Annotated in this window: 11 protein-coding genes; 8 read left to right on the top strand and 3 right to left on the bottom strand. The window is 51.3% G+C overall.

Annotated features, from left to right (window positions below):
• Nucleotides 1-4: 4 nt before the first annotated feature.
• The 4 genes from LK536_RS30770 (at nt 5) to LK536_RS30755 (ending at nt 5701) form a co-directional block, all read left to right on the top strand.
• A complete protein-coding gene (locus LK536_RS30770) occupies nt 5-622 on the top strand; it encodes a DUF3793 family protein (RefSeq protein WP_227794890.1) in 618 nt (205 codons plus the stop codon).
• A 12-nt stretch (nt 623-634) separates the two neighbouring features.
• Nucleotides 635-1072, top strand: coding sequence for a flavodoxin (locus tag LK536_RS30765; protein ID WP_008725654.1), 438 nt, complete (start codon nt 635-637; stop codon nt 1070-1072).
• 299 nt (nt 1073-1371) lie between these two features.
• Complete coding sequence (locus tag LK536_RS30760) at nt 1372-4269, top strand: diguanylate cyclase domain-containing protein (RefSeq protein ID WP_227794889.1); 2898 nt, start codon at nt 1372-1374, stop codon at nt 4267-4269.
• A gap of 97 nt (nt 4270-4366) precedes the next feature.
• A complete protein-coding gene (locus tag LK536_RS30755; protein WP_227794888.1) occupies nt 4367-5701 on the top strand; it encodes an amidohydrolase family protein in 1335 nt (444 codons plus the stop codon).
• On the opposite strand, the gene LK536_RS30750 is transcribed toward LK536_RS30755, so the two are convergent.
• The 3 genes from LK536_RS30750 to LK536_RS30740 all read right to left on the bottom strand — a co-directional run bounded on the left by LK536_RS30750 (nt 5689) and on the right by LK536_RS30740 (nt 8881).
• Complete coding sequence (locus tag LK536_RS30750; RefSeq protein WP_227794887.1) at nt 5689-7026, bottom strand: ABC transporter substrate-binding protein; 1338 nt, start codon at nt 7024-7026, stop codon at nt 5689-5691. The two genes, LK536_RS30755 and LK536_RS30750, sit on opposite strands and share 13 nt — an antisense overlap.
• Nucleotides 7027-7151: 125 nt before the next feature.
• Nucleotides 7152-8000, bottom strand: coding sequence for a carbohydrate ABC transporter permease (locus tag LK536_RS30745; RefSeq protein ID WP_227794886.1), 849 nt, complete (start codon nt 7998-8000; stop codon nt 7152-7154).
• Nucleotides 7997-8881, bottom strand: a complete 885-nt coding sequence (locus LK536_RS30740; protein ID WP_227794885.1) for a carbohydrate ABC transporter permease — start codon at nt 8879-8881, stop codon at nt 7997-7999. The genes LK536_RS30745 and LK536_RS30740 overlap by 4 nt, the downstream gene beginning before the upstream one ends.
• A gap of 314 nt (nt 8882-9195) precedes the next feature.
• Here LK536_RS30740 and LK536_RS30735 point away from each other — a divergent pair, with 314 nt between their 5' ends.
• The 4 genes from LK536_RS30735 (at nt 9196) to LK536_RS30720 (ending at nt 16565) form a co-directional block, all read left to right on the top strand.
• Nucleotides 9196-10122, top strand: coding sequence for a hypothetical protein (locus LK536_RS30735; RefSeq protein ID WP_329602185.1), 927 nt, complete (start codon nt 9196-9198; stop codon nt 10120-10122).
• 135 nt (nt 10123-10257) lie between these two features.
• Complete coding sequence (locus tag LK536_RS30730; RefSeq protein ID WP_120057304.1) at nt 10258-12324, top strand: ribonucleoside triphosphate reductase; 2067 nt, start codon at nt 10258-10260, stop codon at nt 12322-12324.
• A gap of 29 nt (nt 12325-12353) precedes the next feature.
• Nucleotides 12354-16208, top strand: coding sequence for a PAS domain-containing protein (locus LK536_RS30725; protein WP_227794884.1), 3855 nt, complete (start codon nt 12354-12356; stop codon nt 16206-16208).
• A gap of 147 nt (nt 16209-16355) precedes the next feature.
• Complete coding sequence (locus LK536_RS30720; RefSeq protein WP_008725688.1) at nt 16356-16565, top strand: hypothetical protein; 210 nt, start codon at nt 16356-16358, stop codon at nt 16563-16565.
• The last annotated feature ends 16 nt before the right edge of the window (nt 16566-16581 follow it).

The raw sequence follows: 16581 nt of genomic DNA, 5'->3' as shown, positions 1-16581 counted from the left end.
CGATATGAGCAAAGAGACCCTGAATTTACTGCTCAGGATGAACCATGACAGATTAGAAACACAGATTGCCCTTCAGTGCGCGCCGCTTCTGACCGGGATGAAGATATCCAATCTTCTCACTGTCAGAAGCAGCAGGACTCAGGAGGTCATGGGGCTGTTTGAAGGAACTGCAATATCCTGTTACCTGCTGTATGGCTCCGGGGATAAGACAACATTCCTGCTGTATTCAAGGTCCGCGCTCATGGAATACCTTGCAGAAGAGGATATAGAAAGGCTGATGGGAAGCTTCGGGTATCATGTCTTGGGGCTGGAACAAATCCTGGAATGTGTTTCGGAAAAGTATACGGCACACATGAATGGAAATGGAGGCTTCCCACATGAAATAGGACTGCTTCTGGGGTACCCGCCTGCAGATGTGCTGGGATTCATCCGGAACAATGGCAGGAATTATCTGTGCACAGGTTATTGGAAGGTTTATTCCAACCAGTCAGAGTGCAGGCGCATATTCAGGAGATACAATCAGGCGCGGGAGAGGCTCATACATATGGTTTCCCGTGGACTGGGGATAGGGGATATTCTTGAGATCCATGGATTACATCAATATAAATCAATGACAATTTAGGAGGACAGGAACATGAGTAAGATAATGGTGGTATACTGGTCGCAGACAGGCAACACACAGGCCATGGCCAATGAGGTGGCCGAAGGAGTGAAGGAAGCGGGGAAAGAAGGGGCAGCGGTGGAGGTTTCATCCATAACCCCGGATGTTTTGAAGGATGCGCCTGTGTTTGCACTGGGATGCCCGGCCATGGGAGCGGAAGTCCTTGAGGAGGATGAAATGGAGCCGTTCATGGCTGAAGTGGAATCCTTTGCCGGAGGAAAGCAGATTGGCCTGTTTGGCTCTTATGGATGGGGGGACGGACAGTGGATGCGCGACTGGGAGGAACGTGTGGCCGGTGCAGGCGCGGTTGTCGTGGGCGGCCAGGGTGTGATTGCCCAGGAAACCCCGGATGAGGACGCGCTTTCACAGTGCAGGGAGTTAGGACGTAAATTAGCTGGTCTTATGCCGTGATACCGGCATAAGGATTTGATACAAAGAGTTGACAGGTTTTTGGGGTCCTCCGGCAGGCAGCATGAAATGCGGTCTTCCGGAGGACTTTCCCATGAGGTTTTGTATGTGGGAGGGGAAGAATGATTGCATTTTCAGGGATAAAATGATATGGTATAGATAGAAAATTTGTGAATGAAGCGGCCGTTCCGGGGAATACAGAGGGCGGGAATGAATTTCCGGACACTCCCTGCCGGGGAAGGGCCGCTTTTATCCGCAGCGGCCCGGGAACCCTTGGACTGCTGGAAAAAGGGGAATGAAACGTGTTGGAAGATATAAATCCATACCCTGTAAAAGACAGGGAATTGAGGGGCAGGGATACCATCCTGATTGTAGACGATATAGAGGTAAACCGTATTATACTGCAAAGTATTTTTGAAAAGGATTATAATCTGCTGGAGGCGGAAAACGGGGATCAGGCCATGGTACTGCTTAAACAGTACCACAGGAATATTGCTGCCGTGCTTTTAGACCTTGTGATGCCGCAGAAGGACGGCTACCAGGTCCTGGCGGAGATGAATGATATGCATCTTTTGCCGGAATGTCCCGTTATCATCATCACATCCGAGGATTCGCCGGACAACACGGTGAAGGCATTTGATTTGGGCGCATCGGATATTGTGATGAAGCCTTTTGATCCGGTCATTGTGAAGCGCAGGGTGGAGAACAGCATTGCCCTCAGCCGGAACCAGCAGAACCTTCAGGAGCGGATTGATGAACAGGCCGCCCGGTTAATGGAATCCAATGCGGTGATGATTGACGCATTATCCGCCATCATCGAGTACAGGAGCGTGGAAACAGGGCAGCATATACAGCGTATCCGTATGTTTACCAGGATACTGCTGGAGGAGATATCGGGAAACTTCCCGGAGCTGGGCCTGGACCGGCGTCAGATTGACATTATTTCCAGTGCCTCTTCCATGCACGATATCGGCAAGATTGCCATACCGGATACAATCCTCAATAAGCCTGGGCGGCTGACAGAGGAAGAATTTGAGATCATGAAAGGCCACACCACAAAGGGCTGTGAGATGCTGGTGAATCTTGACCGCATGGGGGACAGGGAATATCTGCAATATGCCTACAATATATGCCGCTATCACCATGAACGATGGGATGGCAGGGGATATCCTGACGGGCTTCGCGGGGACAATATCCCGGTCTGCGCCCAGGTGGTGGGTATCGCTGATTGTTATGACGCCCTGACCTCCGACCGTGTCTATAAGAAGGCCATACCGCCTGCGCAGGCCATCAACATGATATTGAACGGGGAGTGCGGTACGTTTTCACCCTGGCTTTTGGAATGTTTTAAGAATGTAAAGGCAATATTTTCCAAGCTGTCCGATGAGTACAGGGATGGGCAGATACAGAAACAGCCTGCCATCAACAGCGATATACGGCTTTGCATGGATGGGGATAGGGACAGCAGGCAGATGGGCCAGCAGAAGTATCTGACACTGCTTAAATATGTGGATTCCACTGTTGTGGAGGTGGATTTTAACACAGGCGTTTACCATGTGGTTTATCTCTCAAACCATGACTTTGACGGCCTGAAATCCGGCGGCAGCTTCAAGGATGCCTTTTATCATTTTGTGGAGACATCCGTCCATCCTGAGGACAGGGAGATGGCAAGGGCCCTTATGGGTGCTTATATGAAGGATTTCATGAAGGAAGGATTTAATAAGAGAAGCCGTAACTACCGCATATATAACCAGGTGGAGCAGGTTTACCGCTGGTGCCGGGCCACCATGCTCCGCATCAATACAGGAAACCCTTATCAGAAAAGGGCACTGATTATCTGGGAAGAACTGGAGGCAGAGGAGGATGCGGTTCCGGCCGGCAGCACCATGCAGATGAGGATGTTTAATGATGCTGTCTTAAGCCATATGGTGGGATGTGTCCAGGCCTGCCTGAACGATAAGGAGTTTACCATCGTAGAGACCAATGGCGGTATGAGGAAAATGCTGGGCTACAGCGACGGTGAGATCAAGACCCGGTTTGACAACCGGTACCTGAATATGATTTACCCGGCTGACCGGAGCCGGATCATGGAAGAGACGGGGAGACAGCTGGAGTCTGGTAATTCCGTTGAACTGGAATACAGGCTTACTGCCAAGGATGGAAGGATTATCTGGGTTTTGGAGCGATGTCAGTCCATTACCGGAAAAAACAACATGGAATATCTGGTATTTGCCCTTATGGACATCACTGCTTCTAAAAAAGACCAGGAAGAGCTCCGTCTTTCCCTGGAGCGCCATAAAATCATCATGGAGCAGGCAGAGGATGCCCTGTTTGAGTGGGATATTGAAAAAGATACAGTCACCCACTCTGCCAATTTTGAGAAAAAGTTTGGATATACCCCCATTTCAAACAATTTCAGCAAACGTATCCGGTTCGTATCCCATATCCATCCGGCTGACGTGCCTGATTTTACGGAAATGCTGGATTCGCTGATGAAGGGGACGATTTACAGGGAGATTGAATTCAGGCTGTCCGATGCAGCGGGACGGTACCGCTGGTGCAGGCTCCGTGCCTCTTCCCAGTTTGATGCGGCGGGCAGGGTCAGCAGGGTAATTGGGATGCTGGCTGATGTGGATGAACAGAAGCGGGCGGAGGAGGCCCTCCAGTATCAGGCGGAGCGGGATGAGCTGACACAGCTCTATAACCGCAGGACGGCAAGACGGCTCATTGAAGCCATATTGGAGGAGCCCTGTGTCCAGGGATACAGGGCCCTGATGGTCCTGGACGTTGATGACTTTAAGAAAATCAATGACAGCAACGGCCATATGTTCGGGGACAGTGTGCTTAAGGCAGTGGCTGACATACTGACCCGGCAGTTCCGCAGCGAGGATGTCCTTGCAAGGATAGGAGGGGATGAGTTCCTTCTTTTCATGTCCCATGTCCCGGATGTAAAAACCGTTGAAACACGCATGGCCATGGTCCTGGATTCCATTCAGGACATGTGCCTGAAGCAGGGTATGGTAATCCACCCCAGCTGCAGCATAGGGGCTGCTTTCCAGCCCATTGACGGCAATGACTTCAACACACTGTTCCAGCGTGCGGATGCTGCCATGTATGGGGCAAAGGGTAAGGGGAAAAGCTGTTTCCAGATGTACGATGCCTCCATCCGCATGCCGTCGGACCTGGGTATCGAAGCCTGAAATTTTATGTGAAATATGCCCATATGTCCTTTTTTATGAACCGTCCTTTTCCTATAATGGTTATATAAAATCTTATGGGAAAGAGGGCGGTTTATTTATGTTTACATGTGATATCCTGATTAAGAATGCAAGGGTACTGATGCCGGATATGTCGGTTGCGGAAAACCGGACAATCGCGATTAAGGATTCCAGGATTATAGGGATTGCAGAAGGTGATGGGGATTATGAGGCCGGGACCGTGATTGATGATTCCGGCCTTCTGTGGATGCCGGGGCTTACGGACGGGCACCTGCATACCAGCCAGCAGTTTTTAAAGGGGAGCCTGCTGGATGAGAAGCCGGTTATCTGGAAACGTATCAATGTGCCGTTTGAGGCATCCCTGACAGAGGAAACCATGGCGCTGAGCGCAAGGCTGGCAGCAGCGGAGATGATTAAAAATGGAACCACCTCCTTTGTGGACGCCGGCGGCCCTCACATAGAGGCGGCTGCCGAGGAATACATAAAGGCAGGCATCCGGGGGGCCCTCACCTGGCAGACCACGGACGGCGTGAAGGTGCCGGATACCCTGCGTGTTGAAACAAAGGACGCAGTACCAAGGCTGGAACGGTTCCACCGGGAATACGACGGGAAAGGAGGCCTTATCAGCGTTTATTATTCAATCACATCCCTGATGGCCTGTACCGAGGAGCTGTTCCGTACGGTTTTCCTTTCCGCGAAGGAGAGGCAGATACCGGCCGAATGCCACATGAATGAGTATGCCAGCGAGGTCCTGGACTTTATGGAACGGTATAAGGAGCGGCCTTTTGAATACCTTGAACACATAGGCGCCCTGTCGGACTCCTTTGTTGCGGCCCACTGTATCATGCTATCAGAATCAGAGATTGAGATTGTGCGCAGCCATAAAATCCATGCAGTACACTGTCCGTTCAGCAACTGCGGAAAGGGTGTTCCACAGACACCAAGGCTTCTTGCAGCAGGAATCCCGGTGGCCTTTGGCTCCGACGGGGCCGGTCATGGGGGCCTTGACCTGTTCAGGGAAATGCGGGCGTTCCGCTGTGTCATGAATGTGACCCATGGGCTTTCCACTGGAAATCCCCAGATTATGCCTGCAAAGACCCTGCTTGCCATGGCAACCGCAGGAGGCGCCGGCGCCCTTATGCGTGAGGACCTTGGAACCATCCGGGAAGGCAATCTTGCCGACCTGATTGCAGTGAATCTGGACCAGCCCCATCTGATGGCAACGGGCAGCATTGTCAATTCCCTTGTGGAGAGCGCGGCCGGAGCCGACGTAAAGCATTCCATCATTCATGGTAAGCTTGTGATGAAGGACCGGCAGCTGTTGACCATTGACGAGGAGAAGGTGCTGGCTGAGGCAAAGGCCGTCATGGGAGGCCATGGGTTCTTTACAAAGCAGGACGCCTACTGCGGCTGATTTACCGCGTCCAGCGCTGCCTGGGCTGTCCTGGCAGCTTCATCCAGGGCATCCCTGGCAGGAATGTTCTCTATCTCCACCTTATCGGCGGCAATGGCCAGGGCGTCAAAGATTTTGCCGCCCGTGGGGTCTACCGGGTCAGGGGAAGCGTGCATGGCCTGGGATATGGGGACCAGGGCATGGGGATTGTGTTCAGTGTAGGATTGATACTCAGGGATTCCCAGGGTGCTCTTTCGGACCGGGATGTAGCCGGTGGCCATGGACCACTTCGCCTGCTGGGATGCGTCTGCGAAATACCGGATGAACTGGTAAGCGCCGTCCACTGTCTTATCCTTGCCCGTATCAATCATCACCAGCTGCAGTACCCTGGCCACAGGCGCTGATCCATGCTTGCCGAAGCCGGGCTGTTCCATGGCGCCTACCTTATGGAAATCCAGGTCAGCCTGGTCGCCGGAGGAACCGGTATAGCCGCCCGCCTTATCCTGAAGCACATCGCCCATTGTATCATACCAGTATTCCCAGCCCTGTCCGCCGTAGTGGACAGTCATGGTCTTATCTTCGTGGATCCATCCGCGGACAGCTTCCCAGGAATCAATCCAGGCATCCGTGTTGATGAGCACCTTTTTTCCATCTTCATCTATCATGGACCCGCCGTTACTTAAGGCCATGTCAATCAGGTTATCTTCACCCCACATGGGTTCCCATCCATAGGCTGTTCCGCCCGTACTCTCCTTAATGACCCTGGCTGCGTCGGCCAGACTTTCCCAGGTGTCCAGTTTATCCGGCTGGATCCCGGCCTTTTCAAAAAGGTCCCGGTTATAGTACATGACCTGGGTGGTGCCGTAAGCGGGCATGGCATACAGGCCCCCGTCACTGTCCAGGCACTGGCTGTAAAAAACAGGGATGAAGTCATCCTGGTGAAAGGATGTATCCTGCTGCGTATATCTGTCCATGGGAACCAGCAGGTCCTTCTGCATGAGGTTGCGTGATTTGTCAGAATCCAGCAGGGCAATGTCAGCGGCATTTTTCCCGGCAATCCCGGCCTGCAGCTTGGTGTAGGTCTCGTCATAATCCGCCTGCTGGATTCCCGTCACCTCGTATTCGTCCTGGGACTGGTTAAAGGCCTGGATGATGTCCCCCATCACGCCGGCGGCTGTCTTGCCGCCGGAATACCAGAATGTGATCTGTACTTTTCCGTCAACCGCCGCATCCCTTGCCTGACCCGGGGCATTGCAGCCCGTCATCATGGCGCAGCCAGTGGCCAGGAATACCGCGGTAAGGATTTTCTTCTTAAATCTGATACTGAATCTGAATGTTCTGTTCATTTGATGTTCCTCCTGTTATGTCTATATGAAATTGGCTGTACTGGTTACTGTGCAAAGCTGTGGTTTCTGTGCAAAGCTGTGGTTTCTGTGCAAAGCTGTAGTTTCTGTGCGAAGCTGTATCAGGCTCATCCCTTGCACCCAAAATCCGTGATTCCCCGGACAATCAGACGCCAGGCAGATATGAAAACCGCCAGCAGGGGGAGTACGGCAACGGTCCCTGCCGCCATCACAAGGGACCACTGGGTTCCGTATGCGCCTCCCTCATAGAGAAATCGCCTTAATCCCTGGGATATGAGGCTTAAATCCGGGGAATCCGTGATAAGGGACGGCCACATGTAGCTGTTATAGGTGTTGATGAATGACAAAAGGATGAAGGTCATAAAGGATGGCCGCGTCATGGGGACTATGATTCTTGTGAGGACGGAGAGATGTCCGGCCCCGTCCATCCTGGCCGCCTCAATGGTTTCCATGGGGACTGCCTCAAATGCCTGATGAAGCAGGAAAATGCCGAACACGCTGACTCCATTGGATAATATAAGGCCCTGATAGCTGTCTAAAAGCCCCATCCTGGATAAAATGATATAGCATGGAATGTAGGTGACGGCAGTGGGCACCATATAGGTAAACAGGACCAGCCGGAAAAGCATGTTCCTGCCTTTTACTTTCATGAAGGCTACTGCGTAGGTGAAAAGGGCGCAGCACACAAGCTGTATGGCAACCACTGCAAGGGATACAAAAAAGCTGTTTGCAAGGTATCGTGGAACCGGTGAATCAGCCAGGATGGAAAGGTAGTTCCCAAACTGGAGGACAGAAGGCAGGAAGGAAGCCGTGTCCATCACCTCCTCCCTGGTCTTGAGTGAACTGACAGCCATCCAGAGGAAGGGGAATGCCGTGACACAGCAGGTGAATCCCAATACAACATGGACAGCGGCGCGCCGGATGATCCGTGCCCATGGAATGACAGGCCTGGTCATGATTTTTCCTCCTTTTTCATCTTAAGCTGGATCAGGGCAAGGCTGATGCCGATAACCATGAGGATGACCACGGCCGCCGCCCCGCGGCCCATGTCAAACTGTTCAAATCCCAGCTGGTAATACAGATAGAGTAGCGTCCTGGTACTTCCTGCAGGTCCTCCCTGGGTCAGGATCTGGATCTGGTCATAGGCGCGCAGGGAATCCGCGGTCATGATCATCCCTATCATAAGGATGGCAGGACGCAGGATTGGAAGCGTGATATGTACAAAGCGGTTCAGGCTTCCTGCGCCGTCAACCGCGGCAGCTTCGTAAAGTTCCGTGGGAATCCTTGATAAGGCCCCGGCGAAAAGAAGCATCACATAACCAAGGTTTTTCCACACGGTTACAAGGGCAATGCTTGCCAATGCCGTTGAAGAACTGTGAAGCCAGGGAAGTCCGGTCATCCCCAATTGACGCAGCAGGGTATTGGCCAATCCGCTATCCGGTTCAAAAATCCAGGTCCATACAATGGACACGGCAACCGCTGGTGTAATCCAGGGAGAGAAGAGGATCAGGGAGTAGATGGTATGCCTCCCGGCGGAATAAACAAGCATCGCCAGCAGCAATCCAAGGCATGTGACAGGGATTACGGTTTCCAGGGCAAACAAAAGCGTATGGATGAGCGCATCCTGGAAGGATTTGTCCTTAAACAGCGAGCTGTAATTGCTAAATCCTGTCATGTGGAAGTCCGAAGTCATGTAATCCCAGTCAGTGAAGCTGATTCCTATGGATGCAATGATGGGAATCACCCAGAACAGAACAAGGAATATGAGGGCCGGAGCCGTAAACACGGTAAATATAAGCCTTGGCTTTAATTGTTTCTGGAGATAGAATGGGTGCATATATGATTCCTCCTGAATTTTGCGTTCAAAAATATATAAAATAGTAAAATATTGAACACGTGAAATGATAGCACTTAATCCATATATTGTCAATATATTGTTCATTTTATTTGAAAACAGTTAAAAAATGAAAGCGATAGATGCAAATAACCATCCTATGGCAGGATGGTTGCATTACAAAAGATAAATTAAAAGCTGTTCATATCCTGTTCAGGTGGATAAGACGTAGAAGGGGTTCTGTATTTATACCCGTGTATTTGCTATAATAGGGAAGAAAGGGACATTGCGCACCATTTGACAGATAGGAGGACACAATGATATACTTCACTTCAGACCTGCATTTTTATCATGATAATATCATAAAGCACACCAACCGCCCATACCGGGGTTTTGAGGAAATGAACCATATGAAGAGAATAAGGGTATTATATATAAAAGCGTTGTCCGCGGTTTTACCGGCGGCCGTGTTTTTTCTTACAGGATGTCTTCAAAAACCTCAGTACAGGGAAGAGACATATGTCCTTGAGCAGGAACATGCCATCACTTTCACGGATGGTGGCACAGCAGATCTGTGGCGGGCAGTGCACAGCCCATATTCCTGTTACAGGCTTACAGATGGGACTGTCCTTCTCACGGTCCATGACGTTGCCGGGCCGGACCATGTTTATGTGGGCGGGATTGACGGCTTTGATGACTTGAACCGGACCGCGCAGGATTCTATAAGGGCATACTATGAAGAACAGGGACTGCTGTATGATATCCATAGAGAACTGGAGGATGCTTACAGTGAATACAGGATGTGCAGGGATAATGGAACAGGCTATGAGGTGCGGTACATAAGCCAGGACATCTCACCCACGGCCTCCAATGACACCATCATATGTTTCCTCACAACGGTATCCCTTCCCATGACCGGAGCAGCCATGCAGGAAATCCGGCTGGGCGCTGTATTTGACAGGGAGACAGGAAGGGCGCTGAGCAACTGGGAATTATTTAATCTGCCGGAGGCAGAGGCCAGACAATGGCTGTTAAAGGCCGCTGATATCAATGACCCCGGACTTCTTTCTGAAATGGAAGCAGCCATGAAGCCTGAGCATATCATTGTGTTTCCGGATAATCTGGAGGTAGGTTTTCCGCAGGGGACATTGGAGGGTGAGGAATACAGTTATCTGATTGGTCTTGATTATGATAAGGAGCTGAAAGCCGTCCTCCAGCCCTGGGCTGTCCCTGATTCCAGGTAAGATGGCAAAATAATAGGAAATTCTGGGATAATGACTGTTTCTGAACTGTATTTCCGGACATGTTTTTGATATAATAGAAGAAAATGTTTTTGAGGATGTATTGCTTCTAAATATTAACAAGGGAGGGACACTGCCATGTTTTTAGTTGTTAAGCGGGACGGAGAGACCGTGGAGTTCCAGCTGGAGAAGATATCTTCAGCCATAAAGAAGGCATTTAAGGCAACAGGGAAGTCCTATACGGATGACATCATTGACCTGCTGTCCATAAGGGTAACCTCTGATTTCCAGAGGAAGATGCGGGATGGCCGGATATCGGTAGAAGACATCCAGGACAGTGTGGAGAAAGTATTGGAGGAATCAGGGTACACGGATGTGGCCAAGGCATATATCCTGTACAGGAAACAGCGCGAGAAAATCAGGAACCTGGAAAAGACCACACTGGATTACAAGGACGTGGTGGATAATTATGTAAAGGTAGAGGACTGGCGGGTAAAGGAGAATTCCACCATCACATATTCCGTGGGCGGGCTGATACTTAATAATTCCGGCGCAGTGACAGCCAATTACTGGCTGACAGAGATATATGACAAAGAGATTGCGGATGCGCATCTGAACGGGGATATCCATATCCACGATCTGTCCATGCTGACCAGCTACAGCTGCGGCTGGTCCTTAAAAAAGCTTCTGATGGACGGTTTAGGCGGCATCACAGGGAAGATTACGGCCTCCCCGGCAAAGCATCTGGCAACCCTCTGCAACCAGATGGTCAATTTCCTTGGAATCATGCAGAATGAATGGGCGGCCTCCCAGTCATTTTCCTCCTTTGATACATATCTGGCTCCTTTTGTGAAGGCGGACAGCCTGTCATATGATAAGGTTAAAAAGTGCATGGAGGCATTTGTGTTCGGTGTGAATACCCCCAGCAGATGGGGGACCCAGGCGCCGTTTTCACACATTTCCATGGATTTTAAGGTGCCAAAGGACATGGCCGGGGAAAAGGCCATTGTTGGTGGAAAGATGATGGAATTTACATATGGGGAGTGCCAGAAGGAGATGGACATGGTGAACCGTGCCTTCCTGGAAACCATGCTGGAAGGCGATGCCAATGGACAGGGGTTCCAGTATCCAATCCCATCTTACGGGATGGCTGAGGATTTTGACTGGTCGGACACGGAACAGAACCGCCTTTTATTCTCGCTGGCATCCCGTCATGGAACCCCGTATTTTATCAACTATGTAAGGGGCGGGGCTGTACAGGGGGAAGACCGGGTTACCTATGGGGATGACCGCCAGGATTTACATGTGCTGCACAGAAAGGCCGGCGGCTTCTTTGGATATGGCGAGCACACAGGCGCCATCGGCGTTGTGACAATCAACCTTCCAAGGATTGCGTACCAGTCAAAGGATGAGACGGAATTTTATAAGAACCTGGATTATATGATGGATCTGTCCGCGCGTTCCCTGGATATTAAACGGAAGGTAATCAGCAACCTGTTAAAGGGAGGGCTTTACCCCTATACCGCCTGCTATCTGGATGATTTTTCCCACCATTTTTCATCCATCGGTGTCATCGGCATGAATGAGGCCGGATTAAATGCCTCATGGCTGAAGGCAGGCATGGAAGCGGAACAGACAAGGCAATTCGCGGTGGCTGTCCTGAACCACATGCGTGAAAAACTGGTGGAATACCAGCTGGAGTATGGTACCCTTTATGGATTGGAGGCAACACCGGCGGAATCAGCCACTTTCCGTTTTGCAAGGCTTGACAGGGAACGGTTCCCTGAACTTAAGACAGCCGGCAGGGAAGGGGATGCGCCGTACTATACGAACAGTACCAAGCTTCCTGCGGATTACAGCATATCCCTTGATGATGCGCTGGGTAACCAGGACGCGGTGCAGCCTCTTTATACTACAGGGACTGTTTTCCATGTGTATGTGGAACAGGAACTGGAGGACTGGAGAAGTGCAAGGGATGTGCTCCACAAGATCATCACGGAACATGATATCCCCTGCTGTACCTTATCCCCGGTCTATTCCATCTGTCCTTCCTGCGGCTATCTGCGCGGAAGCCAGGAGGTGTGTCCGAAGTGTGGGGCTGCCGCGGATATCTACAGCCGGATTGCCGGATATTACAGGCCGGTGCATGACTGGAATGACGGCAAGGCCCAGGAATTTAAAAACAGGATTATGTTCCATATCTGAACATGCCCGGACAGAAGGGGGTAACAAATATGATACAGTCAGGGGAGGCTGCAAGAACCGTAAAACGGTTTTTTGATGCGTATCTGAACCAGAGGGATATTGGGAATACGCTTGGGTGCCTGACCGAGGGGATACACTGGGTGGGAACCGGGAAGTCGGAGATGGTGTATGGCCGCAGCCAGGCAGAAGAGGCGCTTCAGGCGGAATTTTCCCAAGCTCCGGAATCCTGCAGGATTGAATATGAGAGCGTTGAGGAGGCATATGGGACGGATGATTGCTCCCTGGTACTTCTCACTGCCACGGTATATCCGGGGACGCCATCCGGCACGGCCATGTGGTTCAGGGTGTCTGCTGCCTGTGTCGAGGATAGGGATGGTATATGCCGCATTGCATCCATCCACGCATCCACCCCTGACAGCCGGCAGGAGGAAGGCAGTTTCTTTCCGTCATCCGGTCTGAGTCGGTCCGAGATGGAGGCCCGTCTGGGAGCCAAAGCCCTAGATATCCTGGGAAAGAATATTCCGGGCGGAATGATGGGAGGATATCTGGAACCGGATTTTCCTTTATATTATGTCAATGATTTCATGCTTTCCTATCTGGGATATACATATGAGGAATTCGTGAAGGCAATTGAAGGGAAAGTGATTAACTGCATGCATCCGGATGACCGGAAACAGGTGGATGACCTGGTGACAGGGGCCTTTGAGAAAGGCACTGACTACGAGGTGCAATACAGGATGAGGAAAAAGGACGGCAGTTATATCTGGGTCAATGATGTGGGGAAAAAGGGATGGTCTGAGGATGGACAGGAGGTCTGTATCAGTGTTATCCGGGATATTTCCGAGGAAGTGGAATCCAGGATACGCCTGGAAAAGCAGGCCAGGGAACAGGAACAGCTGGCAGACCAGTACAATCACCTGCTGCAGTCCGTGCTCTGCGGCATCGTGCAGTATCATCCAACCAGCCAGGGTGTGGTGTTCAGGAATGCCAACAGGGAAGCAATCCGTATCTTCGGATATACTGAGGAAGAGTTCTGGGCCAGGAAGTACTGGCGGATGGATAACCTGGTTGCAGAAGAGGACCGGGATTATATTGGGGATGTGTTTGCAAAGCTTAGTAAACCGGGAGATAAGGCCAGCTATGAATACCGGCTGCGCCGGCAGGACGGCAGTCCATGCTGGATCATCGGCAGCGCCGAGGTACTGTCAGACAGCAGCAACCAGGCATACATCCAAAGTGTGTATCTGGACATTAATGAGAGCAAAAAGGCAGAGCAGCGCAATCAGCGTCTCACAGACCAGCTGGAGGCCAGCGATAAGGTGCTTCATATGGCATTGGAGCATACTACAACCAGTGAATTTTATTATTATCCGGATACCAGGGAATGTATGGTGCCGGCCAGGACCAGTGAACTGTATTGCTGCCAGGAACATTACGACAACCTGCCCTACAGCTTTGCCATGGAACGGGTGGATGAACCGTTCCGGCCTGCTTTTTATGAGATGTATGAGCGCATCCATCATGGTGAGCGCACCGCAAGCTGCGAATTCAGGGGGCGCAACCAGGCGTTCTGGTGCAGGCAGACCTTGTCTGTCATCCTGCGCAATGATGATGGCTCCCCCAGGCTTGTCATCGGCATTGTGGAAAACATCACACGGCAGAAAACAGCGGAGGAGGCGCTTGTAAAGGCAAGGACACGGGACAGCCTTACGGGCCTTTATAACAGGGAAAGCGGTATCCGTCTGGTGCAGGAATGCATGGCGGACAGGGGACCGGGGGAACATGGGGTCCTGATGCTTCTGGACATGGATGGATTTGAGGACGTGAACCAGAAGGAGGGCAGGATTTTTGGGGATGTGGTACTCCAGGAAGTCGCTGATATCCTCCGGGCGGAAGCTGGCAAGGACAGTATCCCGGTCCGGCTTGGCGGGGACGAATTCATGCTTTATGTGAAAAACAGCAACAAGGCACAGGCAACGGTCATAGGTCCCAGGATTGCAGGCCAGGTACAGAATGTTTTTGTGAATATGGAAAAGGATATACATGTCTCAGTCAGCATCGGGATGTGCAGCACCGAGGTGACAGAGGAATATAATGCCCTTTACCGCTGTGCGGAGAGCACGCTCAAATACGTTAAGGAGAATGGAAAAGGCCGGGCGGCCTGTTATCTGGACACTTCCAATGAACTGGGAGTGTTCCTGACACAGCTCTATACGGAAGAGCATCCTCTCAATGCAATCGAGATGGAGACATCACATCTGGATGACGACCTGGTATCCTTTGCGCTGGACCTTCTCGGCAAGTCCAAAAACCTGGATGACGCTGTGTTCCTGCTGCTTTCCAGAATCGGCAAGAAGTACTGCCTGGACCGGGTATCCATTATTGAAGCCAGCCAGGCCTATCTGTCCTACCGCTTTTCCTATCAGTGGGCGCGCAACCGGGCGGACCTTCAGCTGGGACAGGATTTCTATGCCTCCAAGGAGGATTTTGATATCTGCTCCAATATGTATGATGAGGATGGCCTGGCTGACCATAATGTCCGGGACGGAATCTCACGGATTGCATCATGCCTCCATGCAGGTATCTGGAACTATGGGGAGTATGTGGGTTCCATGAGCTTTGAGGTGGATGAGCCGGATTATCAGTGGTCACAGGAACAGCGCAAACTCTTAAAGGAACTGGTCAGGATTGTCCCATCCTTTGTCATGAAATCCAAAGCAGATGCGGTCAGCAAGGCCAAGACGGATTTCCTTTCCCGTATGAGCCACGAGATAAGGACACCCATGAACGCCATCAGCGGCATGACCACCATTGCCAAAAATGTCCTGGATGACAGGGAGAAAACACTGGACTGCCTGGAGAAGATTGAATCAGCCAACACCTATCTGCTGGACCTGATTAATGACATACTGGATATGTCCCGCATTGAGAGCGGTAAAATGGAACTGAGCACCAGCCCCATGGACCTTAGGCAGCAGATAGACGGGCTGGAAGCCCTGTTCCGTACACAGGCAGAGGAAAAGCACCTGGATATGAGGTTTGAGAACAGATACAGCAGTACCAGGCTGCTCATTGCAGATGGACTGCGGCTGAACCAGGTGCTGATCAACATTATTGGGAATGCGGTTAAATTCACGGAGCAGGGCGGCATCACGGTAAAAGTGGAGCAGCTGGAGGAGTCGCCCAGGGCAGTCCTTAGGTTTTCCGTTGCCGATACTGGAATCGGAATAGAACCGTCAGCCCTGGACCGTATCTTTAACGCCTTCGAACAGGCGGAGGCAGGAACAGCGGCCAGCTATGGGGGAACCGGCCTTGGACTGTCCATTGCCAGCCGCCTGGTGCAGATGATGGGCGGTACCCTGGAAGTGAGCAGCCAGATAGGAAAAGGCTCTGAATTTTTCTTTACACTGGGCTTTGATTATGCCCAGGAAGCCATATCCGATATACCGCAGGACGAAGCCGCCCCCCTGCCTGATTTCCATGGACGCCGTATCCTGCTGGCAGAGGACAACGAAATCAACCGGGAGATTGCACAGAGCATCCTTGAAATGAACGGATTTTCCGTAACCTGCGCCGTTGACGGACGCGAGGCCCTGGATTGCTTCTGCGGCAGTGGGCCAGGGGAATTTGATGCCATACTGATGGATATCCGCATGCCTGTCATGGATGGCCTGGAGGCTGCCAGACAGATACGTACTTCGGGAAAGCCGGATTCCAGGACCATTCCCATAATAGCCCTTACTGCCAATGCATTTGATGAGGACACGAAGAAATCCATTGAAAGCGGTATGGACGGGCACCTGTCAAAGCCAATCCAGGTAGGACTTATGATGGAACTTTTGGGGAAATGCATTGCGAATCATACGGAAAAGAAAAAACATTAAGATGCATAGGGTTAAAGGATACGGATACAGTCAAGGAAATGATTGGAAATATGGAATAAAGCGGGAAAGGAAAATATGGCTTGGACTTGAAATCATGCATACTTTCTGACAGGATACAAAAACTATCACCAGACAGGAGGTATCATTATGGCAAAAGCAGGTATGAGACGGCCAAGTCCCTATGACCCGGATAACCATGGGACAGAAAACCATCACAAGATGAATCATCCGAAAAATGAACAGGCACAGGTGCCGGAGATTCAGGGCGCGGCAAAAAACGGGAATGCCAAGGCAGGCCCCATCAATGCCCCCAACTGGGCAAGGGATGATTATAAGACAGGCGATAAGTATAATTAAGGTTTTCATTCTATGC

This window comes from Clostridium pacaense (genome assembly GCF_020709765.2).
Taxonomy (GTDB): Bacteria; Bacillota; Clostridia; order Lachnospirales; family Lachnospiraceae; genus Enterocloster; species Enterocloster hominis.
This window is presented reverse-complemented; position numbering and strand designations above follow the sequence as displayed.

What these genes read in the sequence shown, in the direction of transcription:
- LK536_RS30770 (WP_227794890.1), top strand. Translation starts at nt 5, where the DNA reads ATGAGCAAAGAGACCCTGAATTTACTGCTCAGGATGAACCATGACAGA.
- LK536_RS30740 (WP_227794885.1), bottom strand. Translation starts at nt 8,881, where the DNA reads ATGCACCCATTCTATCTCCAGAAACAATTAAAGCCAAGGCTTATATTT.
- LK536_RS30755 (WP_227794888.1), top strand. Translation starts at nt 4,367, where the DNA reads ATGTTTACATGTGATATCCTGATTAAGAATGCAAGGGTACTGATGCCG.
- LK536_RS30765 (WP_008725654.1), top strand. Translation starts at nt 635, where the DNA reads ATGAGTAAGATAATGGTGGTATACTGGTCGCAGACAGGCAACACACAG.
- LK536_RS30735 (WP_329602185.1), top strand. Translation starts at nt 9,196, where the DNA reads ATGATATACTTCACTTCAGACCTGCATTTTTATCATGATAATATCATA.
- LK536_RS30720 (WP_008725688.1), top strand. Translation starts at nt 16,356, where the DNA reads ATGGCAAAAGCAGGTATGAGACGGCCAAGTCCCTATGACCCGGATAAC.
- LK536_RS30745 (WP_227794886.1), bottom strand. Translation starts at nt 8,000, where the DNA reads ATGACCAGGCCTGTCATTCCATGGGCACGGATCATCCGGCGCGCCGCT.
- LK536_RS30730 (WP_120057304.1), top strand. Translation starts at nt 10,258, where the DNA reads ATGTTTTTAGTTGTTAAGCGGGACGGAGAGACCGTGGAGTTCCAGCTG.
- LK536_RS30725 (WP_227794884.1), top strand. Translation starts at nt 12,354, where the DNA reads ATGATACAGTCAGGGGAGGCTGCAAGAACCGTAAAACGGTTTTTTGAT.
- LK536_RS30750 (WP_227794887.1), bottom strand. Translation starts at nt 7,026, where the DNA reads ATGAACAGAACATTCAGATTCAGTATCAGATTTAAGAAGAAAATCCTT.